The organism is Allorhizobium sp. DMC15 (genome assembly GCF_056314065.1).
Map to the genome: position 1 here is coordinate 263,286 of NZ_JBQUZB010000002.1, position 24,508 is coordinate 287,793.

27 protein-coding genes are annotated in these 24,508 nt (G+C 61.4%); 12 read left to right on the forward strand and 15 right to left on the reverse strand.

Translation table 11 applies throughout. The annotated features are described in order from the left end of the window. Positions 1-2,070, forward strand: coding sequence for a hypothetical protein (locus ACT53S_RS09835; protein WP_476066834.1), 2,070 nt, complete (start codon positions 1-3; stop codon positions 2,068-2,070). A gap of 5 nt (positions 2,071-2,075) precedes the next feature. Here the strand turns inward: ACT53S_RS09835 and ACT53S_RS09840 are convergent, their stop codons facing one another. Then, positions 2,076-2,426 (reverse strand): putative quinol monooxygenase, encoded by a 351-nt coding sequence (locus ACT53S_RS09840; protein WP_476066835.1) that lies wholly within the window; start codon positions 2,424-2,426, stop codon positions 2,076-2,078. Continuing rightward, the gene (locus ACT53S_RS09845; protein ID WP_476067462.1) at positions 2,423-3,415 is read right to left on the reverse strand and encodes an NADP-dependent oxidoreductase; all 993 of its coding nucleotides are present in this window, start codon (positions 3,413-3,415) and stop codon (positions 2,423-2,425) included. The genes ACT53S_RS09840 and ACT53S_RS09845 overlap by 4 nt, the downstream gene beginning before the upstream one ends. Positions 3,416-3,569: 154 nt before the next feature. Between ACT53S_RS09845 and ACT53S_RS09850 the strand changes: the two genes are divergently transcribed. After that, a complete protein-coding gene (locus ACT53S_RS09850) occupies positions 3,570-4,097 on the forward strand; it encodes a TetR/AcrR family transcriptional regulator (protein ID WP_476066836.1) in 528 nt (175 codons plus the stop codon). Positions 4,098-4,121: 24 nt separating this feature from the next. Here the strand turns inward: ACT53S_RS09850 and ACT53S_RS09855 are convergent, their stop codons facing one another. Next, positions 4,122-4,664, reverse strand: coding sequence for a hypothetical protein (locus ACT53S_RS09855; protein ID WP_476066837.1), 543 nt, complete (start codon positions 4,662-4,664; stop codon positions 4,122-4,124). 14 nt (positions 4,665-4,678) lie between these two features. Then, on the reverse strand, positions 4,679-5,854 hold the full coding sequence (locus ACT53S_RS09860) for a zinc-dependent alcohol dehydrogenase (protein WP_476066838.1): 1,176 nt from the start codon (positions 5,852-5,854) through the stop codon (positions 4,679-4,681). Between the two features lie 170 nt (positions 5,855-6,024). On the opposite strand from ACT53S_RS09860, the gene ACT53S_RS09865 reads away from it, so the two are divergent. Continuing rightward, on the forward strand, positions 6,025-6,468 hold the full coding sequence (locus ACT53S_RS09865) for a GNAT family N-acetyltransferase (protein ID WP_476066839.1): 444 nt from the start codon (positions 6,025-6,027) through the stop codon (positions 6,466-6,468). Between the two features lie 22 nt (positions 6,469-6,490). Here ACT53S_RS09865 and ACT53S_RS09870 read toward each other — a convergent pair whose 3' ends face one another. Both ACT53S_RS09870 and ACT53S_RS09875 read right to left on the reverse strand, forming a co-directional pair. After that, positions 6,491-6,595 (reverse strand): small membrane protein YohP, encoded by a 105-nt coding sequence (locus ACT53S_RS09870; protein WP_476066840.1) that lies wholly within the window; start codon positions 6,593-6,595, stop codon positions 6,491-6,493. Positions 6,596-6,661: 66 nt separating this feature from the next. After that, a complete protein-coding gene (locus ACT53S_RS09875) occupies positions 6,662-7,231 on the reverse strand; it encodes a GNAT family N-acetyltransferase (protein WP_476066841.1) in 570 nt (189 codons plus the stop codon). Positions 7,232-7,479: 248 nt separating this feature from the next. Here ACT53S_RS09875 and ACT53S_RS09880 point away from each other — a divergent pair, with 248 nt between their 5' ends. Then, positions 7,480-8,463, forward strand: coding sequence for a glutathione S-transferase family protein (locus tag ACT53S_RS09880; RefSeq protein WP_476066842.1), 984 nt, complete (start codon positions 7,480-7,482; stop codon positions 8,461-8,463). 3 nt (positions 8,464-8,466) lie between these two features. Here ACT53S_RS09880 and ACT53S_RS09885 read toward each other — a convergent pair whose 3' ends face one another. Further along, positions 8,467-8,865 (reverse strand): NUDIX domain-containing protein, encoded by a 399-nt coding sequence (locus ACT53S_RS09885; protein WP_476067463.1) that lies wholly within the window; start codon positions 8,863-8,865, stop codon positions 8,467-8,469. 149 nt (positions 8,866-9,014) lie between these two features. Between ACT53S_RS09885 and ACT53S_RS09890 the strand changes: the two genes are divergently transcribed. Further along, positions 9,015-9,926 (forward strand): metallophosphoesterase family protein, encoded by a 912-nt coding sequence (locus ACT53S_RS09890; RefSeq protein ID WP_476066843.1) that lies wholly within the window; start codon positions 9,015-9,017, stop codon positions 9,924-9,926. 3 nt (positions 9,927-9,929) lie between these two features. On the opposite strand, the gene ACT53S_RS09895 is transcribed toward ACT53S_RS09890, so the two are convergent. From ACT53S_RS09895 to ACT53S_RS09925, 7 genes are all read right to left on the reverse strand, one after another. After that, positions 9,930-10,706 (reverse strand): alpha/beta fold hydrolase, encoded by a 777-nt coding sequence (locus ACT53S_RS09895; protein WP_476066844.1) that lies wholly within the window; start codon positions 10,704-10,706, stop codon positions 9,930-9,932. 4 nt (positions 10,707-10,710) lie between these two features. Then, complete coding sequence (gene leuA, locus ACT53S_RS09900; RefSeq protein WP_476066845.1) at positions 10,711-12,426, reverse strand: 2-isopropylmalate synthase; 1,716 nt, start codon at positions 12,424-12,426, stop codon at positions 10,711-10,713. A gap of 327 nt (positions 12,427-12,753) precedes the next feature. Continuing rightward, a complete protein-coding gene (gene brnA, locus ACT53S_RS09905; RefSeq protein WP_476066846.1) occupies positions 12,754-13,002 on the reverse strand; it encodes a type II toxin-antitoxin system BrnA family antitoxin in 249 nt (82 codons plus the stop codon). Then, positions 12,983-13,252 (reverse strand): BrnT family toxin, encoded by a 270-nt coding sequence (locus ACT53S_RS09910; RefSeq protein WP_476066847.1) that lies wholly within the window; start codon positions 13,250-13,252, stop codon positions 12,983-12,985. The genes brnA and ACT53S_RS09910 overlap by 20 nt, the downstream gene beginning before the upstream one ends. Before the next feature lie 51 nt (positions 13,253-13,303). Next, entirely contained in the window at positions 13,304-13,528 is a 225-nt protein-coding gene (locus ACT53S_RS09915; RefSeq protein WP_476066848.1) for a hypothetical protein, read from the reverse strand. After that, positions 13,525-14,706, reverse strand: a complete 1,182-nt coding sequence (locus tag ACT53S_RS09920) for a benzoate/H(+) symporter BenE family transporter (protein ID WP_476066849.1) — start codon at positions 14,704-14,706, stop codon at positions 13,525-13,527. The genes ACT53S_RS09915 and ACT53S_RS09920 overlap by 4 nt, the downstream gene beginning before the upstream one ends. Positions 14,707-14,796: 90 nt before the next feature. Further along, a complete protein-coding gene (locus ACT53S_RS09925; RefSeq protein WP_476066850.1) occupies positions 14,797-15,879 on the reverse strand; it encodes a GGDEF domain-containing protein in 1,083 nt (360 codons plus the stop codon). Positions 15,880-15,918: 39 nt separating this feature from the next. Here ACT53S_RS09925 and ACT53S_RS09930 point away from each other — a divergent pair, with 39 nt between their 5' ends. The 3 genes from ACT53S_RS09930 (at position 15,919) to ACT53S_RS09940 (ending at position 18,679) form a co-directional block, all read left to right on the forward strand. Continuing rightward, the gene (locus ACT53S_RS09930; protein WP_476066851.1) at positions 15,919-16,203 is read left to right on the forward strand and encodes a hypothetical protein; all 285 of its coding nucleotides are present in this window, start codon (positions 15,919-15,921) and stop codon (positions 16,201-16,203) included. 89 nt (positions 16,204-16,292) lie between these two features. Then, positions 16,293-17,390 (forward strand): carboxynorspermidine decarboxylase, encoded by a 1,098-nt coding sequence (locus ACT53S_RS09935; protein ID WP_476066852.1) that lies wholly within the window; start codon positions 16,293-16,295, stop codon positions 17,388-17,390. A gap of 50 nt (positions 17,391-17,440) precedes the next feature. Beyond that, the gene (locus ACT53S_RS09940) at positions 17,441-18,679 is read left to right on the forward strand and encodes a saccharopine dehydrogenase family protein (protein ID WP_476066853.1); all 1,239 of its coding nucleotides are present in this window, start codon (positions 17,441-17,443) and stop codon (positions 18,677-18,679) included. A gap of 107 nt (positions 18,680-18,786) precedes the next feature. Here ACT53S_RS09940 and ACT53S_RS09945 read toward each other — a convergent pair whose 3' ends face one another. Further along, positions 18,787-20,664: a P-loop NTPase fold protein gene (locus ACT53S_RS09945; protein ID WP_476066854.1), complete on the reverse strand. Its 1,878-nt coding sequence runs from the start codon at positions 20,662-20,664 to the stop codon at positions 18,787-18,789. A 266-nt stretch (positions 20,665-20,930) separates the two neighbouring features. Between ACT53S_RS09945 and ACT53S_RS09950 the strand changes: the two genes are divergently transcribed. The 4 genes from ACT53S_RS09950 (at position 20,931) to ACT53S_RS09965 (ending at position 24,489) form a co-directional block, all read left to right on the forward strand. Beyond that, complete coding sequence (locus ACT53S_RS09950) at positions 20,931-21,203, forward strand: type II toxin-antitoxin system RelE/ParE family toxin (RefSeq protein WP_476066855.1); 273 nt, start codon at positions 20,931-20,933, stop codon at positions 21,201-21,203. 75 nt (positions 21,204-21,278) lie between these two features. After that, positions 21,279-21,599, forward strand: coding sequence for a helix-turn-helix domain-containing protein (locus tag ACT53S_RS09955; RefSeq protein WP_476066856.1), 321 nt, complete (start codon positions 21,279-21,281; stop codon positions 21,597-21,599). Between the two features lie 146 nt (positions 21,600-21,745). Beyond that, entirely contained in the window at positions 21,746-23,848 is a 2,103-nt protein-coding gene (locus tag ACT53S_RS09960; RefSeq protein ID WP_476066857.1) for a bifunctional diguanylate cyclase/phosphodiesterase, read from the forward strand. A gap of 137 nt (positions 23,849-23,985) precedes the next feature. After that, complete coding sequence (locus ACT53S_RS09965; RefSeq protein WP_476066858.1) at positions 23,986-24,489, forward strand: hypothetical protein; 504 nt, start codon at positions 23,986-23,988, stop codon at positions 24,487-24,489. Positions 24,490-24,508 lie beyond the last annotated feature (19 nt).

Sequence of the window (24,508 nt, forward strand, 5' to 3'; positions counted from 1 at the left end):
ATGACGCTCGAATTCGCGCCCTTCATCCCCTGGCTCGTGATTGCTGTACTTGCCGTGCTCGCCACCCTTCTGGCGATCCTCGGCTTCATGCGCGGCCTGCGCGGCACCACCATCCGCTTCACCGCCTCGCTCGCCGTGCTCGCGGCGCTGGCCAACCCGCTGCTTTTGCAGGAAGAACGCGATCCGCTGACGACGGTCGTTCCCGTCATCGTCGACCGCAGCCAGAGCCAGCAGATCGCCGGCCGCCCGGCACAGACGGACGAGGCGCTGGCGGGCTTGCGGGAACGCCTCGCCCGCTTCCCCAATCTGGAGCCGCGCATCGTCGAGGTCACCGATCCCGGCGACAGCGACGCACCCTCGACCAAACTCTTCGAAGCCCTGCAGACGGCCACCGCCGACGTACCGCCCGCCCGTGTCGGCGGCGCCATCTTTGTCACCGACGGCCAGGTCCACGACCTGCCGCCGGACACTCAGCCGCTGCCCTTCTCGGCCCCCATCCACGCGCTGGTCACCGGCAAGGCCGGCGAATTCGACCGCCGCATCGAGATCCTGCGCGCCCCGCGCTTCGGCATCGTCGACGAAGAACAGGAACTCACCTTCCGCGTCTTCGACGACGGCGAACCGTCCAACCAGCCCGCCGATGTCTCGGTCAAGATGAACGGCGAGGATTTGGGCACCGTCTCGGCTCTGCCGGGTGCCGAAACCTCCTATTCCTTCAAGGTCCCGCGCGGCGGCAACAACGTGCTGGAATTCTCCGTTGCCGGAACACCCGGCGAAGTCACCGACGTCAACAATCGCGCCATCCACCTGATCGAAGGCATCCGCCAGAACCTGCGCGTGCTGCTCGTTTCCGGCGAACCCCATGCCGGCGAACGCGCCTGGCGCAATCTGTTGAAATCAGACGCCTCCGTCGACCTCGTCCACTTCACCATCCTGCGCCCGCCGGAAAAGCAGGACGGCACGCCGATCAACGAGTTGTCGCTGATCGCCTTCCCCACTCGCGAACTCTTCGTCGAAAAGATCAACGATTTCGACCTGATCATCTTCGATCGCTACCAGCATCGCGGCGTGCTGCCGATCCTCTATTACGACTACATCGCCGAATATGTCAGGAACGGCGGCGCGCTTCTGATCGCGGCCGGCCCCGAACATGCCAGCCAGGATTCGATCGCGCTCACCCCGCTCGAATCCGTCCTGCCCGCCGCGCCGACCGGCGAGGTCCACCAGGCCGGCTTCTATCCGCGCCTGTCGGAACAGGGCAAGCGACACCCGGTCACCCGAGGCCTCGACGGCTCCAATGTCGAACCGCCGCAATGGGGCCGCTGGTTCCGCAGCGTCGATGTCGGCGACGCCTCTGGCGAAACCGTGATGACCGCCGACGAAGGCCGTCCCCTGCTTGTGCTCAACCGCGCCGAACAGGGACGTGTCGCCATGCTGCTCTCCGACCAGGGCTGGCTCTGGGCACGCGGCTTCGAAGGCGGCGGCCCACATGTCTCGCTCTATCGCCGCATCGCCCACTGGCTGATGAAGGAGCCAGAACTCGAGGAAGAGGCGCTGCGCGCCCGCGCCCAAGGTCGCACGCTGGAAGTTACCCGCCAGACCATCGGCGACGCCCCCGGCCCTGCCACCATCACCACGCCCTCGGGCGAAAGCATCACGCTCGACCTCTCGGAGATCCAGCCCGGCCTCTATCGCGGCGAACGCCGCATGACCGAAACCGGCCTCTTCACCGTCGCCAATGGCGACTTCTCCACCCTCGTTCATGTCGGCGCCGTCGACGCCCCGGAATTCCGCGCCATGGTCTCGACAACCGAAACGCTCGCCCCGATCAGCACGGAATTGAAAGGCCTCACCACCCGCCTCGACGACGGCGACGAAACCGTCCGCATCCCCGACATCCTGCCGGTGCGCGGCGAAGTCCGCGTCGCCGACGACCGGAGAATGCTGATCCGCCTGACCGACGAGACGGTGCTGAAGGGCGTCAACACGCTGCCGCTGTTTGCGGGCTTTGCGGGGCTGGGGATTTTGCTGCTGGCGGTGTCTGCCATGTGGTGGCGTGAGGGGCGGTAGGAGATCTAAAGCGGCCGCTCACTCGAGACGGAATAGACCCGCACATCTGCCTTCATCCGCCCTGACCACTGCGCGACGAACGCCCCAGTCTCGGCCCGTTCGAGATGCGCGATGAGGCTCGCCTCGGATATCCACCGCTCGACGACCGTCACTTGCCCCTTATGCTTTGCATCTTCGCTCACGCGATAGAAGACGCAACCGCTTTCCGCCCGCGTCGTCGGATTGATCAGGTCGACAGCCGCCTGAAACGCTTCGACGTCTGTCGCGTCGAGCAGGATCTCGCCCTGAACGATAACCCTCGTTTCTGATAGGACGGCCTCTGCTCCATCTTGGGTGCGGAGATGGTTGCGCATCATGGGACCAGCACGATCTTACCCTGGATATGGCCCTTCTCCGCACGCTGATGAGCCTCGCGCGCGGCAGACAGCGGAAAGGTGCTGTCGATCACGACACGGATGCTCCCGTCATTCAGCAAAGGCGCGAGTTCAGCCAATTGCCCACCATGCGAGCGGACTTGCGTCGTAGAGACGGTCAACCCGAGACGGGCCGCCTCGTCCGCCTCGGCGAATCCGAGCGGATAGACCGGAAAAAGCGCCCCGCCCGGCTTCAGCGTTTGCAGGAACCGTGCGGTAGCCGGCCCACCGACAGCATCCACCACCAGATCGAGATCCCGGATCGTCGTCGAGTCATTTTGGGTGTAGTCGATGAAGACATCCGCCCCGAGCTCCCTCAACAAGGCTTCGTTTCGACCTGATGCGACGGCGGTGACATGGGCGCCCTTGAGCTTCGCCACCTGAACGGCGAGGTGCCCCACTCCACCCGCTGCGCCATTGATCAGCACACGCCGACCTTCGAGCGGCACCGGCCGATGCGGTTCGGCCTGCAGCGGGTTCGGCCGACTATGCCCGACATCGACAAGGAACTGCCAGGCCGTCAAAAGTGACATCGGTGCCGCCGCCGCATGGATGTGGTCGATGCCTTGGGGCTTCAGCGCAAGCTCCGTCGCCGGCACGGCGACATACTCCGCATAGGCCCTGCTCTCGGCGACGCTGAAGAACCGCACCATGGAATAGACCTCGTCGCCGACGGAAAAACCGGTGACGTTGTGACCGACGCCCTCGACGGTCCCTGAGATATCGGTACCGAGAATAATCGGGAAATCGACCTTCGGGCGCCACTCCGGCGGCAGTGCCCTGTAGCCGTCGCGCAGATACCAGTCGGGAGGATTGATGCCGATTGCGCTGACGCGGACCAGTACCTCATCCGGTCCGATGGCCGGCATGGCCACGTCCTCGTAACGCAGGACATCCGGTCCACCGAAGGCATGGATCAACACTGCTTTCATGCTTGTCATGATCGTCACTTTCATCATCGTAAGAGGCGTGCTACCAAATTTGGAGCACTGCTCCGCATTAAACGGAGCAGTGCTCCACATAAGCGGAGCAATGCCCCGTTTGTCAAGGTGCGAGATGAGGTCTGACGCTAAAAAGAACTATGACATGATCCTTGCCGTCGCACGCGACCTCCTTACGGGCGGCAGCCCCGATGCTTCGTTGCGGGATATCGCGCGAAAGGCCGGTGTTGGAGACGGAACGCTGCACCGCCATTTCCCGACGCGCGAGGCGCTCCTTGAGGCCTTGTTGCGGGACACGTTCGACGCATTGAGCGCGAGGGCGAGGAGACTGCAAGAGGAAACGAATGCGGAAGAAGCCCTTCTCACGTGGCTACGGGAGGCCGTGGGCTCGACCAAGGACTATAGCGGTGTCATCGCAGCCATGGTGAGTGCGATCGCCGATGAACAGTCGGCGTTACACGGCTCATGCGTGACTTTGCGCAGCGCCGGCAACAGGCTGCTTGTGCGAGCCCAGACGGATGGCAGGGCCCGGGCCGATATGGATGGCGATGATCTGTTCGCGCTGATCAGCGCCCTCGCCTGGCTCGCAGAACAACCGCCTTTGGTGCCGAGATCAGACCGCCTGTTCGACATCATCGCGGATGCCATTCTGCCAGGGCGGGGGCCGCGTTAAGCGGATTGGACGAAGCCTGAAACCTCACCCCGCTCCCGTCGCCGCCGCCCCCTCCTTCTCCCGCGCCAGCCCGCGCGAGCCGGCCACGCCGCGCGGAAAGCCGCTCCGGTCGCTATAATCCCGCCGCTCCCCCAGCTGCCGCGTGTGGCGCCCTCTCGCGGCACCCGCCGCCACGAAGTCGAGCAGCGTCACGCCAGCAACGAGCACGAGCGCGATCGCCACATTGTCCTGCTTCGGATTGTCGCTGCGCATGGCGGAGCCGAGCGTCACGACATCGATCGCGTCGCCGGCGAGACGGCTGGCCAGCCCCACCTCCTTGTCGACCGACAGCGTCATCATGCCCGAGCCGATCTCGCGCAGACCATAGGCCTGCACCATCGTCTCCTGGCCTTCCATGCCGAGCGCGCGGGTCAGCCGGCGCGCCCCGAACAGTTCGACCAGACCGAGCCCGATCGAGAACCAGCCGAGATTGCGTGCCAGCCGGTCGGACGACGACAAAGAACTGGGGCCCTTGGAGATGACCTTGGGATCGCCCTTGCCGCGCTTGAGAGTTTTGAAAATGGACATGGGATTTCCTCCGGTTACGGCTTCAGAACGACCTTGATGCAGCTGTCCTGCTTGTCGCGGAACACCTTGTACATCTCCGGCCCCTCTTCGAGGCCCACACTGTGGGTGATGACGAAAGACGGATCGAGCTGCCCCTCCCCGATCCGGCGCACCAGATCGTCGGTCCAGCGCTTCACATGCGTCTGCCCCATGCGGAAGGTGAGCCCTTTGTTCATCGCCATGCCGAGCGGCAGCTTGTCGATGAGGCCGCTATAGACGCCCGGAATGGAAATGATCCCGCCCGGACGGCAGACATAGATCATTTCGCGCAGCACATGCGGCCGGTCGTTTTCCATCAGCATCATCTGCATGGCACGATCCATGATACTGTCTGGATGACTGGTCGAGACGTGGCTCTCCATGCCGACAGCATCGATGCATTTCTCCGGCCCCTTGCCCCGGGTCAGCTCGTTCAGCCGCTCGATGACACTCTCTTCCTTGAAGTTAATGGTGATTGCCCCGCCGGCCTCCGCCATCGACAGCCGCTCCGGCAGATAGTCGATCGCCACCACCTGCGCAGCACCGAGCAGCACCGCGCTGCGGATCGCCATCTGGCCCACCGGCCCGCAGCCCCACACCACCACGGTATCCGTGGGCTCGATGTCGCATTGGACCGCCGCCTGCCATCCAGTCGGCAGGATGTCGCTCAAGAACAGCGCCTGCTCGTCGCTCATGCTGTCGGGCACCTTGATATGGGTGCTGTCGGCATAGGGCACGCGCAGATATTCCGCCTGCCCGCCCGGATAACCGCCGGTCAGATGCGTGTAGCCAAAGAGCCCGCCGGTCGCATGACCGAACACCTTGTCCGCCAGCTCCTTCTTGCGGTTCGACCGCTCGCACACCGAGAAATTACCGCGCCGGCACTGGTCGCATTCGCCACAGGTGATGGTGAAGGGGATGACCACACGGTCGCCCTTCTTCAGCTTGCCGTTCATGCCGGAGCCCACCTCGACCACCTCCCCCATGGTCTCGTGGCCCATGATGTCGCCAGGCATCATCGCCGGAATGAAGTTATGGAAGAGGTGCAGGTCCGATCCGCAGATCGCGCAGCTCGTCACCTTGATGATGGCATCCCGGGGGTCCTCGATCTCGGGATCCGAAACCTGATCACACCGGATATCCTCTTTGCCGTGCCAAACCAATGCGCGCATCTGGGTCTCCTCATTGCAGGGCTCGTGTCGAAGTGGTTGGAAGGGGCTGTCCTGCCCCTCACCGCTCCGCCTGGTTTCCTGCCCAACAGTCCCGCGCTCGATCGGTTCCGCAAAAAATCTGCCCGCCCCGCCCCTCGACAGCAGCTCCCTGACGCGCCACACTCCCGCCCATGACGACGTCCCTCAGCCTCTCCGACACCGTGCCAGATGCCGCCCGCGACACCATCCTCGCCGGCATCCGCGCCCACAACGACACCCTGCTCGGTCCGACCGACCGCCGGGACCTCTTCATCCCGATCACCGCCGAAGGCGGCAGCATCGAGGGTGGCCTGGTCGGCTATACCGGTCGTGGCTGGCTCTACGTGGAACTGCTCTTCGTCCCCGAACGTCTGCGCGGAGAGGGCATGGCGGGGAAACTTCTGGCATTGGCCGAAGAGGAAGCGCGGGCGCGCGGCTGCATCGGCGCCAATATCGACACGATCAACCCAGTCGCCTGCCGCGCTTATGAGCGGGCAGGCTACCGGGTCTTCGGTCGTATCGAGAATTTTGCGAAAGGCCACGATATCTGCTGGCTGATCAAGCGCTTTGAGGAAGTCGCTGACAAGGCACGCTGACGACGATGACTGGTGCCCCGTTTCAGAAGATCAACTTGAGGAACAGGACGACCACGATCAACCCGATCAGAAAGATTGCGCCGATCGTGCCACCGATAAACTTCAACATCTCGTCTTCTCCTGTCATTGCAAGTGCTGACAGGGGAACAGGTTGCGGCGCGAATGGTTCCGTATACGAAAACGCGCCTCTGCCTCAGGCCGATGCGTAGACCTTGTCCGTTTGCGCGGCCTCAAGGACCGGCGTTTCCACCGCCACGGCCTTGCAGTCCCGCCAGGCGATCACGCCCTTCAGCCGCTCATGGACGTCATCGGCCAGCGGCACCACCAGCACCCGGTTCGGATCGACGGGACCGGGGAAGTCGAGCGCCTTGTAAGCCACCTTCTCGAAACCGAGCGGCATGTAATACGGTGGGTCACCGATCAGGATCACGCCCTCCGATCCCTTCCGCCGCGCCGCCTCGATCGCGATCCGCACGAGTTCCCGGCCAATGCCCCGGTTCTTGTGGGAGGGCCGAACGGCCAGCGGTCCGAGCAGATGCCCCTTCACGCCTCCCGCCATCACCGGCGTCATGCGCACCGAGGCGATCGTCTCGCCATTGTCGGCGCAGATATAGGAGAGCGACCGATCATGCGGTCCCTGCTCGCGGATCCGCGCAGCCGCGCGGGTATGCCGGCCGGGCCCAAACGCTTCTTCGTTGATGAGTTCGATGACAGCGTCGTGCGACGCATCCTCGGTGAGGTAGACAAGCCCAAAGTTTTTCATGGATGACCGAAACCAGCAGACAGACAGCAAAAAAGGTTCACGCGCCTTGCGGCGTTCATGAGCATCAGCGTCGTCGTGGGTTCCGTGCGAAGGTCATCGGGGGCTTTCTTCCGTAAAGGTTTTTCCCGATAGCAGCAAAATTTCCGCGCGTCCAACGGAAAACGCACTGTTCATCGCAACGCCCCTCGCAATCGCGCCGAAGAGCCGTATCTTCCCCCGCAAGTGAGAAACAAAAAAAGGAGCGTGCCATGGGCAGGCTGGTAGACGGCGTCTGGCAGGACGTCTGGTACGACACGAAATCGACCTCGGGCCATTTCAAGCGGGCGGATTCGAGCTTTCGCAACTGGGTAACCGCCGATGGTTCTGCCGGTCCCTCGGGCAAGGGCGGCTTCAAGGCAGAGGCCGGCCGCTATCATCTCTACGTCTCCTATGCCTGCCCCTGGGCGCACCGCACGCTGATCTTCCGCGCCCTGAAAGGCCTGGAGGACCTGATCTCGGTTTCTGTGGTCGATCCCCTGATGTTGTCGAACGGCTGGGAATTCCACGACCGCGACGGCGCGACCGTCGACCACCTCTTCGGCTCGGATTTCCTCTGGCAGGTCTATACCCGTGCCGTCCCCACCTTCTCGGGCCGCGTTACGGTCCCCGTCTTGTGGGACAAGCAGCAGGGCACGATCGTCTCGAACGAAAGCTCCGAGATCATTCGCATGTTCAATTCGGCCTTCGATCACCTGACCGGCTCGACGCTCGACATGCATCCTGAGGACCTGCACGCGGACATCGACACGATCAACACCCGCATCTACGACACCGTCAACAATGGCGTCTACAAGGCCGGCTTCGCCACCACGCAGGAGGCTTACGAAAGCGCCGTCTATCCGCTGTTCGAGACGCTGGACGGGCTGGAAGAACGCCTGACCAACCAGCGCTATCTCTTCGGCAACCGGGTCACCGAGGCCGACTGGCGCCTCTTCACCACGCTTGTGCGCTTCGACCCCGTCTATGTCGGCCACTTCAAGTGCAACATTCGCCGGATCGCAGACTATCCGGCACTGTCGGCCTACCTGCGCGATCTCTATCAGACGCCGGGCGTGGCCGAGACGGTCGAGATGCGCCACATCAAGCATCACTACTATCGCAGCCACACCATGATCAATCCGACCGGCGTGGTCCCCGTCGGACCGGATTTCGATCTGACGGCGGCCCATGACCGTGACAAACTGGGCGCCTGAGCCTTACCAGTGATGGGACATCGCCGCTTCGCCGCTCAGTTCGGCGAGGCGGCGACGGGTCGCCTCGGTTGATCCCTCGGGCAGCGACGCCAGATCGAAAAACCCACATTCGGCAATCTCCCGATCGGCGCTGCGCGGCGCCGTCTGCTGCACCCTCACCCGATAGAGCAGCACGTGATCGCGCCCGCTGATCCGGCCGTTGAAATAGACCTGGAAGAGACTGGGCGCACCGAGCATTTCCAGATTGCCCTCCTCCCGCAACTCCTTCGCCAGCGCTTCGATTGCGGTCTCACCACGCTCCACGCCCCCTCCCGGCAGATGCCAACCCGGCACATAGGTGTGGCGCACCAGAAACACGCGCCCCTCGCCATCGTAACAGGCGGCCCGCACGCCGAGCGTCATGCCACGACTGAAGGCGAAATAGACATGCAGGAGCCGCACGAGGAACTTCCTCGGCCATCCCAGCCTTTCATCACTGGGCGTGTCCGCCCTGTTCACGGCTGGTGTCATTTCCCTTGCCCCTCATTCCCGCCCTCGCTAAGAGAAGCGCCATGTTCAAGCTCGCGCATATATCCGATGTCCATCTCGGCCCCCTGCCGAACCTGACGATCCGGGAGCTCGCGTCCAAGCGCATCACGGGCTATGTGAACTGGCATCGCAACCGCCGCAAGCATCTTTTCCCCAATGCACTGGAAATGGTGCTCGACAGCCTGCGCGAGGCGTCTCCGGACCATCTGGCGATCACCGGCGATCTGGTCAACCTCGCCTCAAAACTCGAGATCCGCCTCGTCGCCGAATGGCTCAAACTGGCGGGAACCCCGCTCGATACCTCGGTCGTTCCGGGCAACCACGACGCCTATGTACCCGGCGCCCATGACCGCGTTGTCCAATCCTGGTACGACTACATGCGCGGCGACGACGATCCGCTGATCTTCCAGGACGACTACAAACTCTTCCCCTATATCCGCCGCCGCGGCCCGATCGCCATCATCGGCTGTTCCACCTCGATCGCAACCCCACCCTTTTCCGCCCAAGGCTATTTCAGCGGCCGGCAGGCCCGCGAAACGGCCGGCCTCCTGAAGGCCGCTGGCGAGGAAGGACTGTTCCGCGTGGTGATGATCCATCATCCGCCGATCCGCGGTGCCGCCGCCCAGCACAAGCGCATGATCGGCATCCGCCGCTTCGCCGCCGCGATCCGCACCGGCGGCGCCGAGCTCGTGCTGCATGGGCATACGCATCTGAACACGCTTTATTGGCTGGCAGACCGGGAAAAACACATCCCCGTCGTCGGCATTGCCTCGGCAAGCCAGGGTCCGGGCGCCAAGAAGCCGGCAGCGGGTTACAATCTCTTCTCAATCGATGGTGAGGCGGGAAACTGGCAGCTCGACTGGCAACGCTTCAAGATCGAGAGCGAAGATGCGCCGCTGAAGCTGGATCACAGCGAACGCTTGATGGGCGGCTGAGGCTCAGTCTTCGGCGAGAGCAGCACGAAGCGCTGCCACAACCTCGTCCGGTGCCTCCTCGATTAGCATATGCCCGGCCCCTTCGACCAAGGTAGCCAACGCACCCGGCCAGATCTTCGACGCCTGATCGACCGGCAGGATTGGATCTAGCTTTCCCCATAAGAGCCGCGTCGAAATTCCAAGACCATCGAATGATGCAAGCGGCAACGTACCCTGCCCCGTCCGACAATCTCGTTCGACCAGGAAGGACGCGAGAATGGCCAGCAGCCGATCCGCGGCGCCGGGTGCCTGACGCGCCGAAGCCAGCCGTTCGAGGCCGGATCGCTCCGTCACATGTCCCGGTGCCAACATCGCTGCGAGCGCCGTGGTAAGCTCACCGTGCTCAGCCGCGACCGCATAGCGCCGCAAGGCCCGATGATCGATGTCGAAGCCGAAACCACCGGGAGCGAGAAGCGTCAGCGAGTGCAGACGGGAGGCGGCCTTCAGCGCAACAAGGCTCGCCACCGCCCCGCCCATCGAATGACCGCAGAGATGGAAGGAAGACACGCCCCGCCGGTCGAGATCGGCGAGTATCCCCTTGGCCATCACCCCGGCATGCCCGACACCATCGGCATCGAGCGAGCCTCCATGCCCTGGAAGATCATAGATGATAAGCGGCCGATCAGCATCGAGCCGGTCGATGACCGGCGCCCAGAGCGCGCCGATCCCGCCGAAGCCGTGAAAGAGCACGAGCGGAGCCTTCGCCGAGGAGCAATTCCGAACCTCGGCGAAGAGCGTCATGGCGTCAGGCCTTGGCCTGCGTCTCGAGCACCCGGTTGGCCGCCGAGACGATGGCTTCCAGCGAGGCCGTCACGATATTGGTGTTGATGCCAGCCCCGAACAGCTTGCCGCCGGCATGCGCCATCTCGACATAGGCAATGGCGGCTGCGTTAGACCCATGCTGCAGCGAATGCTCGGAATAGTCCTGCACCGACAGATCAATGCCGAGATAGGTCGAGAGCGCATTGACGAAGCCGTCGATCGGACCCGTTCCCTTGCCCTCGATCCGCTTCGTCTCCCCCTTGTCGGTGATCTCGGCAGCCACGATCCGGATGCCCTTCTGGTCGGAGCCCGCCGGATAGGTGTGGTGGTCGACGAACTTGATCCGCGCCTGCGGCTGATCGACATAGCGCTCGATGAAGCGCTCGTAGATCGCCTTGGACGGCAGCTCCTTGCCGCCCTCGTCGGTGATCCGCTGGATGTCCTCGCGGAACTCCACCTGGAGATTGCGCGGCAGGTTGATGCCGTAGTCTTCCTGCAGGATATAGGCGATGCCACCCTTGCCCGACTGTGAATTGATGCGGATGATCGCCTCATAGGTGCGGCCGACATCCTGGGGATCGATCGGCAGGTAAGGCACTTCCCACAGCGGCGAATTCGCCTGACGGATCGCCTTCATGCCCTTGTTGATGGCGTCCTGATGCGAGCCGGAGAAGGCCGTATAGACCAGTTCGCCGACGTAAGGGTGGCGCTCAGGGATCACCATCTCGTTGGAATATTCGTAGACGGCCTTGATCCGCTCGATATCGGTGCAGTCGAGTTTCGGATCCACACCCTGCGTATACATGTTCAGCGCCAGCGTCACGACGTCGACATTGCCGGTGCGCTCGCCATTGCCGAACAACGTACCCTCGACGCGGTCGGCACCGGCCATCAGGCCCAGTTCCGTTGCGGCAATCCCGGTGCCCCGGTCGTTGTGCGGATGCAGCGAGATGATCACGTTCTCGCGCTGATCGATATTGCGGCACATCCACTCGATCTGGTCGGCATAGATGTTCGGCGTCGCCATTTCGACGGTCGACGGCAGGTTGAGGATCAGCTTGTTGTCAGCCGTCGGCTTCACTTCGGCGATGACGGCGTTGCAGATCTCCAGCGCCACGTCCAGCTCGGTGCCGGTAAAGCTCTCCGGCGAGTATTCGAAGCGATAGCCGCCACCGGCCTTGGCCGACATGTCCATGATCATCTTCGCTGCGTCGACGGCGATTTGCTTGATGCCGGCGACATCCTTGCCGAATACAACGCGGCGCTGCAGCTCGGAGGTCGAGTTGTAGAAATGGATGATCGGCTGATGGGCGCCTTCCAGCGCCTCGAAGGTCCGCGTGATGAGTTCAGGCCGGCACTGCACCAGAACCTGCAGCGAGACATCGGCGGGCACCCCGCCCTCTTCCACGCACCAGCGGGCAAAGTCGAAATCGGTCTGCGACGCCGAGGGAAAGCCGATCTCGATTTCCTTGAAGCCCATGTCGAGCAACAGCTGGAACATCCGGGCCTTGCGGTCATGGCCCATCGGGTTGACCAGCGACTGGTTGCCGTCGCGCAAGTCGACGGAGCACCAGATCGGCGCCTTGTCGATGACCTTCGACGGCCAGGTGCGATCGGCAATGTCGATCTGCGGATAGGGGCGGTACTTCTGCGAAGCGTCCGGCATGCCCTGCTTGACGGTATGGGTCTTCAAAATCATCGTCTTCGTCTCTTCTCGTCCTCGTCGGCGTGCGCTGCTGATAGCAAATCAGCCTGGCTTTGACACGTCCGAACGAACCCTGTTCAGGGAATTACTGATCTGGATTAGGGAGTTTTCGAGGAGCAATCGCCAAACGGCTGACCCGGCCGCCGGGCGCTCCTCAACGGACCCGGCAACCGCGGATAAGGCCGAGAAGAAGAAGCGAGTTCGGCACCGACGCGACGAAGCCGGCCGCAGAGCGGGCCGTCATGTCAATCGCAGCAATGGTGGTGCCGTTGGTCGTCATGCGATGAGGAATAACGCGAAGGAATGAATCGCGCAAGGGTGTTATTCGGCGGCGGAGCGACGCTCCTCTTCGAGACGCTCATCAACCCACCTTGAAATCAACTCATCGACCGGCAACCCAAGACGTTTGGCCTTGGTGGCGATGTCCATCGCACTGTTCTCGCCAAGCTTCACAAGAAAAAGGTTGCGGCCAATATCGCCGGTCTTGGCCTGAGACCAATCCAGATCATCGTCGACATCTTCACCGCTATCGAATTTGCGATCGAACTCTTCAGCTGTCATCTTGGCCATAAGCCAGCCTTTCCGGTTTTCTTGCACGCCTCACCGAGATGATCCTGATACGACGTCCACGAAGAGTGAACACACCCGTCCAGAGTAGTCCCTTGATGCTGCCGACCGTTAGAAACCGTACTTCTTCACGATAGGAAGCAGCGAGCGTCTTCTTGCTTGGATCATACCACAACTCCTGCGCCGCCACGAAATCGATTCCGTGTTTCGCTTTGTTCGCCTCGCTTTTGACAGGATCGAATTCGAACTCCATGTCAAAACCTAGCGCAACCATAGCGATTGCGCCAGGTGGAGAACACGCCGTTCAGCGCCTCCCGAACTGGGCGATGAGAGCAGCCGCGGCAAAGCCGAGCGCAATCACGCCCCAGACCATTCCGCCATCGGTAACGTTGCTGCCGTCAGACGTGAGACAACTCGATTGCGAGGCCGCGATACAGTCGCGCCGGATCCAGTAGCGCATGTAGAAGACATAGCCGAAGAACCCGGCAGTGAGGGCAAAGAGGACGGCCCGGATGCGGGGCCGCTTCATGCCCTGGCCTCGGCAAGCTTGACCAGACCCAGCATCGCCACCCCCGCGATCAGCCCCCAGAACGCACCCGAAATTCCGAGGATCGAAATCCCCGACGCCGTCACCAGAAACGTCACGGCCGCAGCCTCCCGCGTCTCAGCCGCCTGAAAGGCCGCCACCGAAGACCCCGAAAATGCTCCGATCAACGCCAGCCCCGCAACCGACTGGATCAGGATCGGCGGCGCCAGCGACACGAAGCCGGTGACGGCACCGGCCGCCAGCCCGAGCAGCACATAGCCGATGCCGGCAATGATCGCCGCCCAATAGCGCCGCTTCGGATCGGCATGCGCATCCTCCCCCGCGCACATCGCTGCCGTGATCGCCGCCAAATTAACCGCATGACCGCCGAAGGGCGCAGACAGCGCCGAAAAAACACCGGTCACCGCAAACATCGGCCCCGGATTGGGCTCATATTTGTTGACCTTCAGGATCGCGATCCCTGGAATGTTCTGCGAGGCCATGGTGACGATGAACAGCGGCAGCGCGATCGACACCAGCGTCGGCAGCGTAAATTGAGGTGCCACAAACTCCACCGGCGGCGCAAGCGACGCCGCCCAGCTTGCCATTGCGCCCTCCGGCAGGTCGACGCCGAAGACGATGACGACGACAAAGGTCATAAGCGCCGCCGGCACCGCATAAAGCCGCTTGAAAGCCGCGACCACCGCCCAGACAACCAGGATCGGCAGCCCGAGCAGCGGATCAAACGCCACGGCCTTGAACGGCGCAAAGCAGAGATTGAGGATCACACCCGCCAGCATCGCATTGGCAATCGGCGCCGGGATCGCGGCCACCGCCCGCCCGAAGGGCCGGATGAGGCCGGCGAGCACGATCAGCGCCGCGCAGACGAGAAACGCCCCGACCGCCGCCGGAAACCCGCCGACCGGAATGCCCGCCGTCGCCATCAGCGCCGCCCCGGGCGTCGACCAGGCCACCGAAACTGGCAGCTTCGTCCAGACGCTCAAGACGATCCCGCAGATGCCCATCGCCACCGACAGCGCCATCAGCCCGGAGGCTGCTTCGTAATCGGTGGCGCCCACCCCCTTCAGCCCCTGCAGCACAACCGCAAAGGAACTGGCAAAACCGACAAAGGCGACAAGCACGCCCATGAAGGCGGCCTGGGGGGAGAAGTCTTTCAGCATATGGGACTCACGGGGACCACTGAACATTGCATAAGGCGAACCAAATTCCATGAGGACTGGCAAGGCGGGAAAGGCGCCGGAACGTTCGCTTCAGGGGAGCGGAGCGGTCTGCGACCTCGATTTCTCCGGCGCACGCACCGTTTCGGCGGCAACCATGCCGTCATCCTCGAACAGGCACACCCGGTTGCGGCCGGTCCGTTTGGCCACATAGAGCGCCTCGTCCGCCCGGCCGATCAGCCGGGTGATCGAAATTGCACCGCGTGGCACCGCCACGCCGGCACTCAACGTCACCGGGATCTCCACGCCCTCGTGGGCAATCGCCAGCGCCTCGACCGTCTGCCGGAGCCTCTCCCCCGTCGCGACCGCCTCGACCTCGGATGCTTTGGCCAGATAGAGGCCGAATTCCTCGCCGCCCATGCGGGCAAACAGGGCTCCCTCGGCCATATCCGAGGCCATGGCCTGCGCCACCGATTTGAGCACCAGATCGCCGGCGGCATGCCCGTGCCGATCATTCACCTGCTTGAAGTGGTCGATGTCGATCATCAGGAAGGCGCTGCCGGCCGGCGCCTGCCGCGGCAGACGGTCCATCAACCAATGCCGGTTGCGGATACCCGTCAGACTGTCAGTCTCAGTCAACGCGATCAGCCGCCGCTCGGCGCGCTCCTGGACGAGAATAAGCACGAACATCGCGATCGCGAACTGACACAGTATCAGGATAAGGAAGGTCGATGCCGGGCCAAAATCCACAAGCGAGGGGTAGGCAATGCCCGCAATCGTGGCAATGGCAATCATCGCCTTGACGCAGAGGGTGGCGGCCAAGCCGTAGCGACTGCCGAGCCCTTCACGCTGTGGATCAGATAGCGCAAGCGCGGCACTGCCGAGGGCATAAAGCCCCATGATCGAAAGGAAGACGATCGCTCGGTAGGCGTTCACCAGGTGGAACTCGAAGACATAGGCCACGACTGCCAGGCTGGCGGGAATGGCAAACAGCCAAACCGACCGCCCGGCCGGGCGCTCGGTCAGCAGGGTTTGAAGGCCGACGAAGAAAAGTGTGTAGGCGAGCGGGCCGCTCAAAAAGCTCCAGTAGGTCCAGGTCTGATAATCGACAAGCCCCTCTTCGCCCGCTCCGGCCGTCACGGATCCAATCGCCAGGACCAGGAACGCAAGGGCCATCTTGCCCAGTCCCCGGCTACGACGAGACCGGAAGCGCAAATGAAGAAAGCACATCGCTCCAACCGTCAGAGACAGCGGATGCAGGATCAGGATCGTGGCAAGGTCGAGATGCATGAGCTGTCCAGAGGAGAACCGTTGCATCTGCACTTACCAAGCCAAAACTTGCCGATTGCTGAACAAAGCCCGCCGTCCAACGCATGGCTGCAGTGGCGCCAGCGCAGGGCAGAGCAGCAATGCGGACAGGCTGCAACCGTCATTCGCCCTTCATGCAAATCAGGCAGGCAGCATATCAGCCAAAACGCTGAGCTAATGCTTGCCTTTTGACCCCCTTTTGCCTATGGGACCCCTCCGACGCATTCGGGGCGTCCCGTTCACTTCCGCCAGATATGGCTGGGTTCACGAAGGATAGAGCCTTGATCCAGACTCCCTATTACCTGATCGACAAGTCCAAGCTGCTCCAGAACATGGAGAAGATCGCGACATTACGCGAACTCTCCGGCGCCAAGGCGCTTCTGGCGCTGAAATGCTTCGCCACCTGGTCGGTCTTCGACTTCATGCGCGACTACATGGACGGCACGACCTCGTCGTCGCTCAATGAAGTCCGCCTCGGCCATGAGCGTTTCGGCAAGGAAACCCATGCCTATTCAGTCGCCTATGCCGATTACGAGATCGACGAAGTCGTCAGCCATGCCGACAAGATCATCTTCAACTCGATCGGCCAGCTGACCCGCTTCGAAAAGCAGTCATCCGGCATCATCCGCGGCCTGCGGCTAAACCCCGGCATCTCCTCCTCGAGCTTTGATCTGGCCGACCCCGCCCGCCCCTTTTCGCGGCTGGGCGAATGGGATCTGAAAAAGGTCGAGCCGGTCATGGACATGATCTCCGGCTTCATGATCCACAACAACTGCGAAAACGGCGATTTCGACCTCTTCGACAAGATGCTGGGCGACATCGAACAGAAGTTCGGCCCCCTCCTCAAGAAGGCCGACTGGGTCTCTCTCGGCGGCGGCATCCATTTCACCGGCGAGAACTATCCGCTCGAAAAATTCGCCGAGCGCCTCAGGCGCTTTTCCGGCGAGTTCGGCGTCCAGGTCTATCTGGAGCCCGGCGAAGCCTCGATCACCAAGTCGACCACGCTCGAAGTCACCGTGCTCGACAAGCTTTACAACGGCAAGGATCTTGTCGTGGTGGATTCATCCATCGAAGCGCACCTCCTCGATCTCCTGATCTACCGGGAAAGCGCGAAGGTCCACCCCAACCAGGGACCGCACCGGTACCAGGTCTGCGGCAAGTCCTGCCTCGCGGGCGATATCTTCGGCGAGTTCAACTTCGAGAAGGAATTGAACATCGGCGACCGCATCTCGCTGCAGGACACCGCCGGCTACACGATGGTCAAGAAAAACTGGTTTAACGGCGTGCAAATGCCGGCAATCGCCATCCGCGAACTGGATGGCAGCCTCAGGACGGTCCGTGAGTTCGACTACACGGACTACGAAACAAGCCTGTCCTGAACTCCCTCAGGAACAGGTTCTGACGATTGGACATAGGAGTTGGTCCCATTATGAAGAAGAACGTGCTCATCATCGGCGCCGGCGGCGTCGCCCAGGTGGTCGCCCACAAGTGTGCGCAGAACAATGACGTGCTCGGCGACATCCATATCGCTTCGCGTACCAAGGCGAAGTGCGACGCCATCATCGCTTCCGTGCACGAAAAGAAGGCGATGAAGCAGGAAGGCGTTCTCGAAGCCCATGCGCTCGACGCCCTCGACATCGAAGCCACCAAGGCCCTGATCAAGAAGCTCGGCACCGAGATCGTCATCAATGTCGGCACCGCCTTCCTCAACATGTCGGTGCTGCGCGCCTGCATGGACACCGGTGTCGCCTATATCGACACCGCGATCCATGAAGAGCCGAACAAGATCTGCGAAACCCCGCCGTGGTACGGAAACTACGAGTGGAAGCGTGCGGAAGAATGCGCTGAAAAAGGCATCACCGCCATCCTCGGCGCCGGCTTCGATCCGGGTGTCGTCAACGCCTATGCCAAGCTCGCCAAGGACGAATATCTCGACAAGGTGACCGATGTCGACATCGTCGACATCAATGCCGGCAGCCACGGCAAATACTTCGCCACCAATTTCGACCCGGAAATCAACTTCCGCGAATTCACCGGCGTTGTCTATTCCTGGCAGGGCGGCGAATGGAAGGTCAACAAGATGTTCGAGATCGGCAAGGACTACGACCTGCCGGTCGTCGGCACCCGCCGCGCCTATCTCTGCGGCCATGACGAAGTGCACTCATTGGCCAAGAACATGGACGGCGCCGACGTGCGCTTCTGGATGGGCTTTGGCGATCACTACATCAACGTCTTCACCGTGCTGAAGTCGATCGGCCTCCTCTCCGAACAGCCGGTCAAGCTCGCCGACGGTTCCGAAGTCGTGCCGCTCAAGGTCGTCAAGGCCTGCCTGCCGGATCCTGCCTCGCTTGCCCCCAACTATGAAGGCAAGACCTGCATCGGCGATTACGTGAAGGGCTTCAAGGACGGCAAGGAAAAGACCGTCTTCCTCTACAACGTCGCCGACCACAAGGAAGCCTATAACGAAGTGGGCAGCCAGGGCATCTCCTACACCGCCGGCGTCCCCCCGGTCGCAGCCGCCATGCTGGTCGCGACTGGCGAATGGGACGTGAAGAAGATGGCCAACGTCGAAGAACTGCCGCCCAAGCCCTTCATCAACCTCCTGAACAAGATCGGCCTGCCGACCCGCATTCAGGACGAGGACGGCGATCGGGCTGTGGAGTTCTGAGAGCGCGGATAGCGCTTGAGGATTGAGGGAATGCGGACCCCGCCGGAGAAATTCGGCGGGTTTTGTTTGCAGAAACACAAGCCACGATCTCAAATACTAATCACCGGCTACTCCGAAATTATCTTCTCATCCGGCAATTTATCTTTTTCATAGTACCTAATTATACTCTGGAGAGAATTTTCTGCCACTGTTCGATCCGGCTCACTCCAATCGTTAAGCTTCTCTAGAACCGCAATATAGACAGCCCGAGCCCAAGGTATCTCTTTGAAAAGTTGGTGGCCCGTCCCAACATGACTGTAACGATAAGCCAATAATTTACGCCCAGCATTTAGCTGTGGGAAATCTCTGGCCATAAATGACGCCACCCTATCAACGGGGACATCACTCAGCACCGGATTTTGTGACAGCTCATACTCATCATTTCTGATAAACCGATACAACGCATCAAGATCTCCATTTTCAGCTTCGGTCAGTATATCGCTTACAACAGCACTCATCTCTGCGTCGGAAGCATCTTTTGACTTCTGTAAAATATATTCACAAATCTCCTTGAACTCAGGCGTATCGGAAGAAATAAATCCGAGACCTCCATCACCTTCAAAATCGGTTTGAAACGAATTTGTCTTCACCCGCTCCAGCTTATCACTCTCGCTTAATTCATCGATATAGGCTTTGAAGTATTCAACAATATCTTCCCCGTTTGTTATAATTTTTTCTTCAAGTGCCCAACGCCGAATGGCCAAACCAGCACAATGCAGAATTGATCCGATGTCAGAGTAAGTGCGATCCGCGAGTTCTTTTCGAAGCTCCTCCACTGCTTCTTTCGTTTCCGCCCGTGGCCGTTCGAACGAATGCCACAACCGACGCCACGAAGGTTCCTTATGCTCTCTACCGAATCCAAATTGAGATTTGACCCAAAGTACGACTTCGTTAGCGTTGAGAACTCCGCTGCGCTCGAAATCGTCGAGAAATTCGTATTTCAATGGTGGAGCTTCTAGTCCTAACTCCGGGAATGCGTCGACGAATTCCTTAGCCTTCGCAACGTCTGGCTCTAAAGGAACATCCTTATTTCTGCTCAGTGATCTGGCCGCAAGTTGCATTGGCAGCCCAGGAATTCTTTTCAGAGAGGACGAGGTCAACTTGCCGGATCGTAGCCAAAGCGTGGCGGCAAAAACAACTTGCATAATCTTTAAGACATGCGCCTCTGGAATTGCGTCATCAGACAAAAGAGCTCCGCAAAACACCTCAGCATTATGAACCGCCCAAGCAATATTTCGAAGATTTTCCACTCCCGATGCGCGAGCAACATCAAACAGGGATTCGGAATTATTTATTAGAAAATGCCGCAAGGGACCCTTGGGAATCCTGTTTGCTGAATCGTGGATTACTGCTCCGAAATCTGGCCTGATCTCAGCCCGCCTTCCGACCACTTTTTCATTCTGATCGTTCCAATGGCTTTCCGTGTGTATGGATTTGAGCCTGTCCTCATCTGCCACAATAATGACTCGACGACCGTGATCAGCGACTAGTGAATTGATCAGCCCTAGGACCTCATTAAATGCATTGGGCTCCACCCGCTCCAAGTCGTCTAGAACGAAAACGTAATCGTTAAGACGCTTAATTGCTTTTTTACCTAGCTTGTCGATAACGCCTTTTGCGGCGTCCTTAACGCGAAAAAACTCTCCAAGCCCTAAGGCGATGGTGCCCGCGACTGCACCAGCAACCGCCTCACCGGGACAGGCTGCCTTGTAGATTCGCAATTCGACGTCATGGGCGGAAGCCGCACCAAACAGACTGACAAACAGGAACGGCACATGGTACCGCCGCTCGTCATTCAGCCTGCGCTGCCGTTCTGGCTCATAAATGTTCTGTAAAAAATGAGTCTTTCCGCTGCCCCACTTCCCCGTGATCAGTATCGCGTGGGGAACAGCGAGACGTTCGGTATCGAGGTAGTTATCCAGGACCTTCCTAGCATCTTCGTTCACAGTCGGACCGATCCTATTCTCTGACAAGATTTCCAAACTTTTCGTTCACGGACTTGGTCCGCCCCTGGACGCACGTCAAGGACACCACTGCCCGCTTCCCGCGCGAACCGAAAGCACTAATAGGTTGAAATTAGACACGTCAAGTTGGATAATACAAGGATAAATATCGACCTGCGGGCTGCCCTGTTTTCTCACCGTTGCGCAGCCTATTTCGATGACGCCGCAATTGACGCAATATCTTCAAAGATATATCCTGGGACAAACCAATGCCATACAAGGTGCAATTTCATTCCGAATTTGTTCCCGAATGGAAGGCGCTGGAGATGGGCCTGAAGGAACTGGTCGGTGAGGTCCTCGACCATCTCGAAGACGACGGCCCCTTCCTCGGTCGGCCCGACGTGGACACGCTGGCAGGCTCCACCCATTCCAACATGAAGGAAATTCGGGTGCGGTTCGGCAAACAGGTCTGGCGTTTCGCCTTCGCCGTCGATCCGGCCCAGAGCGCCATCATCCTCTGCGCGGCGACAAGCAGGGCATAAGCCAGACGCTGTTTTACAACACCCTGATCCGCAAGGCTGATACCCGCTTTTCAGCCTGGCTGAAGGAGAAACGCAATGGACTCTGACTGGAAAACACTGCGCGCCGATCTGCCGGACGAGATCCGCGCACGCCTCGATGCCAAGCGCAACGAGCGGCGGCTGGGCAAGGCGCTGGCCGAGGTTCGCAAGGCCATGCAGGCCACCCAGCAGGATGTCGCAGCCCGGGCCGGCATGACGCAGAACACCGTGTCGAAAATCGAACGCGCCGACGACGTCCTCCTCTCCTCCGTCGTCCGCTACATGCGCTCCATCGGCGGCGGCGTCGAACTCGTGCTGAAAACGCCGGACGGCAAGGAAAGCCGTGTCGATCTGACACCGGACTCGATGTCCAAATAGACGCCCACCCCAAATCCCACACCCCAACCGACACCATTCCGAAAGCATTTCCTGATAAAGAAAACCCTGCAGCGCGTTCGCGGACATGAGGTCTCCTGCCGTCCCTTTCGGACATGCAATCATCACCCGAAAGTTTGGTCGTCACGATGGCAATTGGTATTCCGCGGGCCCGCCAGGCACGCCAGGTCGTGTTGGCCGCAATCAGCGTGCTGGCGATCCTCATGGCGATCGCGGCGCTGTCGATCAATGTCGTCGTCACCATGCGGGATGCGGCAAACAGCATCGATGAGAACCGCTCGCTGGATGCCGTCGCCTCTGCCGTGTCCTCGATCAAGAAGCGGATGGCCGTCACCGTGCGCGACAACGCCATCTGGGACGATGCCTATGCCGCGGTCGGATCCGCCGAAAGCGAGGCCTGGATCAACGACAACTGGGGCACGACCAGCGCCGACTATCCGCTCTATGACGGTGTCGTGGTGATGGATTCCAACGGACACCAGGTGGCGGGTTATCTGAAGGGCGAAACCTTCGATGCGCCGGCAGCCCTTGGTCAGGATTTCGTGCAGCAGTCTCTTGAGGCCTCAAGCAATCCCTCGACCAGCGCCCATGTCGGCTTCTTCGTCCTCGGCGACCGCGTCACCATGGTCACCACACTGGCGATCCAGCCCTATCTCGGCAAGCCGCAGAGCCCTCCTCACACCCTCACCTTCTTCAAGAGCCTGACGGCGGACTACATCGCCACCATCGCCGACGATTTTCAGGTCAAGGGCCTCGCCCTCGGCACCGAGCGTGTTCCCGGCCAGCTCGATTACCCCCTGAACGACGCCAATGGCCGGGCGCTCGCCCATCTCACCTGGCCGAAGCTCGACCCCGGCACCGCCGTCTATGAGCGGGTTTTCCCGCAACTGGTCGTCCTGGCCGCGCTGTTCCTCGTGTTTCTGCTGGTGGTCATCGACATTTCCCGCACCGAGCTGCGGCGCGAAAGCGCGCGCGCGGCCGAAGCGACGCGGGAGGCGACCCATGACCAGCTGACCGGCCTGCTCAACCGCGCCGGCTTCATCCAGGCGATCGCCGCAGCACCGGCAGGCAGCATCGTCCATCTCGTCGATCTCGACGGCTTCAAGGCGGTCAACGATGCCTGGGGCCATGCGGTGGGCGACAAGCTCATCCGGCGCGTCGGGGAAACGCTCGGCACCGTGCACGAGCGCGTCTTTGCCATCGCCCGCATGGGGGGCGACGAATTCGCTCTCATCCAGCCCGAGGATGTCGACCCCCAGGTGGTAGGCGCCCGCATCGTCCATCTCCTGAGACAGCCCTTCGCCATCGACGGACGCACCGTCGAGGTCGGCGCCAGTGTCGGCTTCACCAGCCTCCCTGAAGACACCGCCCCGCTGGAAGTCGTCCGCCGGGCCGATGTCGCTCTCTACCGCGCCAAGGAAGGCGGCCGGGGACAGACGGCAGCCTACAGCGTCGAACTCGACCACGAGCGGGAAAGCCTCGTTGAGGCCGAACAGCGCCTGAAGGCCGCCATCGCCAGAAACGAGATCGAGGTCGTTTTCCAGCCGCTCACCTCCGCCGCCACGGGAAAGATCACCGGTGTCGAGGCGCTGGCCCGGTGGAACCCGCCGACCGGCCCGGTCAGCCCGGAAGTGTTCATCCCGCTTGCGGAGCGATCCGGCCTCATCGATCAGCTGTCGCAGAACGTCTTCGAGACCGCCCTTCGCGCCGTGGCCGAATGGCCCGAGCTCGATCTCTCCCTCAACGTCTCCCCGCTGCAATTGTGCAACCCGAATTTCGCCGAGGAGATGAAGGATCTGCTGTCGCGGCAGGATTTCAATCCCGGCCGCCTCATTCTCGAGGTCACGGAAGGCGTCTTCATCTCCAGGCCAGACCGGGCGAGACGCTCGATCACCGCGCTTCATGCCATCGGCGTGCGCTTCGCCATGGATGACTTCGGCACCGGCCATGCCAGCATCGGCACGCTGAGACAGTTCGGCTTCGACAAGGTCAAGATCGACCGCTCGCTGATCACCGGCGGCAACGACGCCATCCTGCGCGCAACCATCCAGCTGGCCGCAGCCCTCGATATCCCCGTCACGGCGGAAGGCATCGAAACGGCCGAGCAGGCGGATTTCGCCCGCGACGCCGGCTGCGAACTGCTCCAGGGCTATCTCATCGGCAAACCCATGTCGCTTTCCAAGTTGCGGGCACGTCTGCAGCCCACCTCCCCTGCGGCAAAGCGGGCGTAAAAACCCGGAGGCTCAGGACTGGTCATGTCCGGCAAGGTGCCGAACTCCGGTTCCCAGTCGAAGGCCAAGCCGGCCGCTATCCACCCCGCCGCCGTCATGCTAGGAGCGCGCACGCGATCACCTGGAATCGAGACCCGATGCCCCCAGCCTTTTACACCGACCTCACCGCCGCCCTCCGCCCCCTCCTTGCGGAACTGCGGGACAAACCGGAGCTGTTCCAGACCTGGGATCTCCATCTGGAACTGGTCGCCGCCGGCGGCCTCGTGGTGGTGAAGTCGAAACGGGCGAAGGGGCTGGTCGATAGCCTCTTCTGGGGCCGCGCGCCGGGCTCTTCCGAGAACAAACAGCTGCCCGAGGCGACCGCCTTTGCTGCCATCGACCGCTTCCTCGGCCTCAAGACCCATCTGGCGCTCGCAGATGCGCTGCCGCAAGGCGCCGTGCTGGACGAAGCCTTTCCCCATTGCGCGGTGAAACTCTCCTGCCGCAAGAAGGGCGCACCGAAGACGAAATCGCTGTCGATGATCTTCATCGGCTTCAACGACGAAGCCGATGCCTTGGCTTATGCGGCGCAGGACGGCGCCCGCCTGCCTCTGGTCACGGACCGCCCCCTTATCGGCGCGAAACTCCACGAATGGAAATGATCAGCGGCGCGCACGGCCC

Coding starts and splice junctions, on each gene's coding strand:
- ACT53S_RS09915 (WP_476066848.1), bottom strand. CDS start 13,528: ATGAAGCGGCCCCGCATCCGGGCCGTCCTCTTTGCCCTCACTGCCGGG.
- leuA (WP_476066845.1), bottom strand. CDS start 12,426: ATGATTTTGAAGACCCATACCGTCAAGCAGGGCATGCCGGACGCTTCG.
- ACT53S_RS09860 (WP_476066838.1), bottom strand. CDS start 5,854: ATGCGCGCATTGGTTTGGCACGGCAAAGAGGATATCCGGTGTGATCAG.
- ACT53S_RS09955 (WP_476066856.1), top strand. CDS start 21,279: ATGGACTCTGACTGGAAAACACTGCGCGCCGATCTGCCGGACGAGATC.
- ACT53S_RS09960 (WP_476066857.1), top strand. CDS start 21,746: ATGGCAATTGGTATTCCGCGGGCCCGCCAGGCACGCCAGGTCGTGTTG.
- ACT53S_RS09925 (WP_476066850.1), bottom strand. CDS start 15,879: ATGGCCCTTGCGTTCCTGGTCCTGGCGATTGGATCCGTGACGGCCGGA.
- ACT53S_RS09885 (WP_476067463.1), bottom strand. CDS start 8,865: ATGACGCTCGGCGTGCGGGCCGCCTGTTACGATGGCGAGGGGCGCGTG.
- ACT53S_RS09880 (WP_476066842.1), top strand. CDS start 7,480: ATGGGCAGGCTGGTAGACGGCGTCTGGCAGGACGTCTGGTACGACACG.
- ACT53S_RS09845 (WP_476067462.1), bottom strand. CDS start 3,415: ATGAAAGCAGTGTTGATCCATGCCTTCGGTGGACCGGATGTCCTGCGT.
- brnA (WP_476066846.1), bottom strand. CDS start 13,002: ATGGCCAAGATGACAGCTGAAGAGTTCGATCGCAAATTCGATAGCGGT.
- ACT53S_RS09940 (WP_476066853.1), top strand. CDS start 17,441: ATGAAGAAGAACGTGCTCATCATCGGCGCCGGCGGCGTCGCCCAGGTG.
- ACT53S_RS09855 (WP_476066837.1), bottom strand. CDS start 4,664: ATGTCCATTTTCAAAACTCTCAAGCGCGGCAAGGGCGATCCCAAGGTC.
- ACT53S_RS09865 (WP_476066839.1), top strand. CDS start 6,025: ATGACGACGTCCCTCAGCCTCTCCGACACCGTGCCAGATGCCGCCCGC.
- ACT53S_RS09950 (WP_476066855.1), top strand. CDS start 20,931: ATGCCATACAAGGTGCAATTTCATTCCGAATTTGTTCCCGAATGGAAG.
- ACT53S_RS09930 (WP_476066851.1), top strand. CDS start 15,919: ATGAAGAAAGCACATCGCTCCAACCGTCAGAGACAGCGGATGCAGGAT.
- ACT53S_RS09840 (WP_476066835.1), bottom strand. CDS start 2,426: ATGATGCGCAACCATCTCCGCACCCAAGATGGAGCAGAGGCCGTCCTA.
- ACT53S_RS09965 (WP_476066858.1), top strand. CDS start 23,986: ATGCCCCCAGCCTTTTACACCGACCTCACCGCCGCCCTCCGCCCCCTC.
- ACT53S_RS09835 (WP_476066834.1), top strand. CDS start 1: ATGACGCTCGAATTCGCGCCCTTCATCCCCTGGCTCGTGATTGCTGTA.
- ACT53S_RS09910 (WP_476066847.1), bottom strand. CDS start 13,252: ATGGAGTTCGAATTCGATCCTGTCAAAAGCGAGGCGAACAAAGCGAAA.
- ACT53S_RS09890 (WP_476066843.1), top strand. CDS start 9,015: ATGTTCAAGCTCGCGCATATATCCGATGTCCATCTCGGCCCCCTGCCG.
- ACT53S_RS09895 (WP_476066844.1), bottom strand. CDS start 10,706: ATGACGCTCTTCGCCGAGGTTCGGAATTGCTCCTCGGCGAAGGCTCCG.
- ACT53S_RS09870 (WP_476066840.1), bottom strand. CDS start 6,595: ATGACAGGAGAAGACGAGATGTTGAAGTTTATCGGTGGCACGATCGGC.
- ACT53S_RS09875 (WP_476066841.1), bottom strand. CDS start 7,231: ATGAAAAACTTTGGGCTTGTCTACCTCACCGAGGATGCGTCGCACGAC.
- ACT53S_RS09920 (WP_476066849.1), bottom strand. CDS start 14,706: ATGCTGAAAGACTTCTCCCCCCAGGCCGCCTTCATGGGCGTGCTTGTC.
- ACT53S_RS09850 (WP_476066836.1), top strand. CDS start 3,570: ATGATCCTTGCCGTCGCACGCGACCTCCTTACGGGCGGCAGCCCCGAT.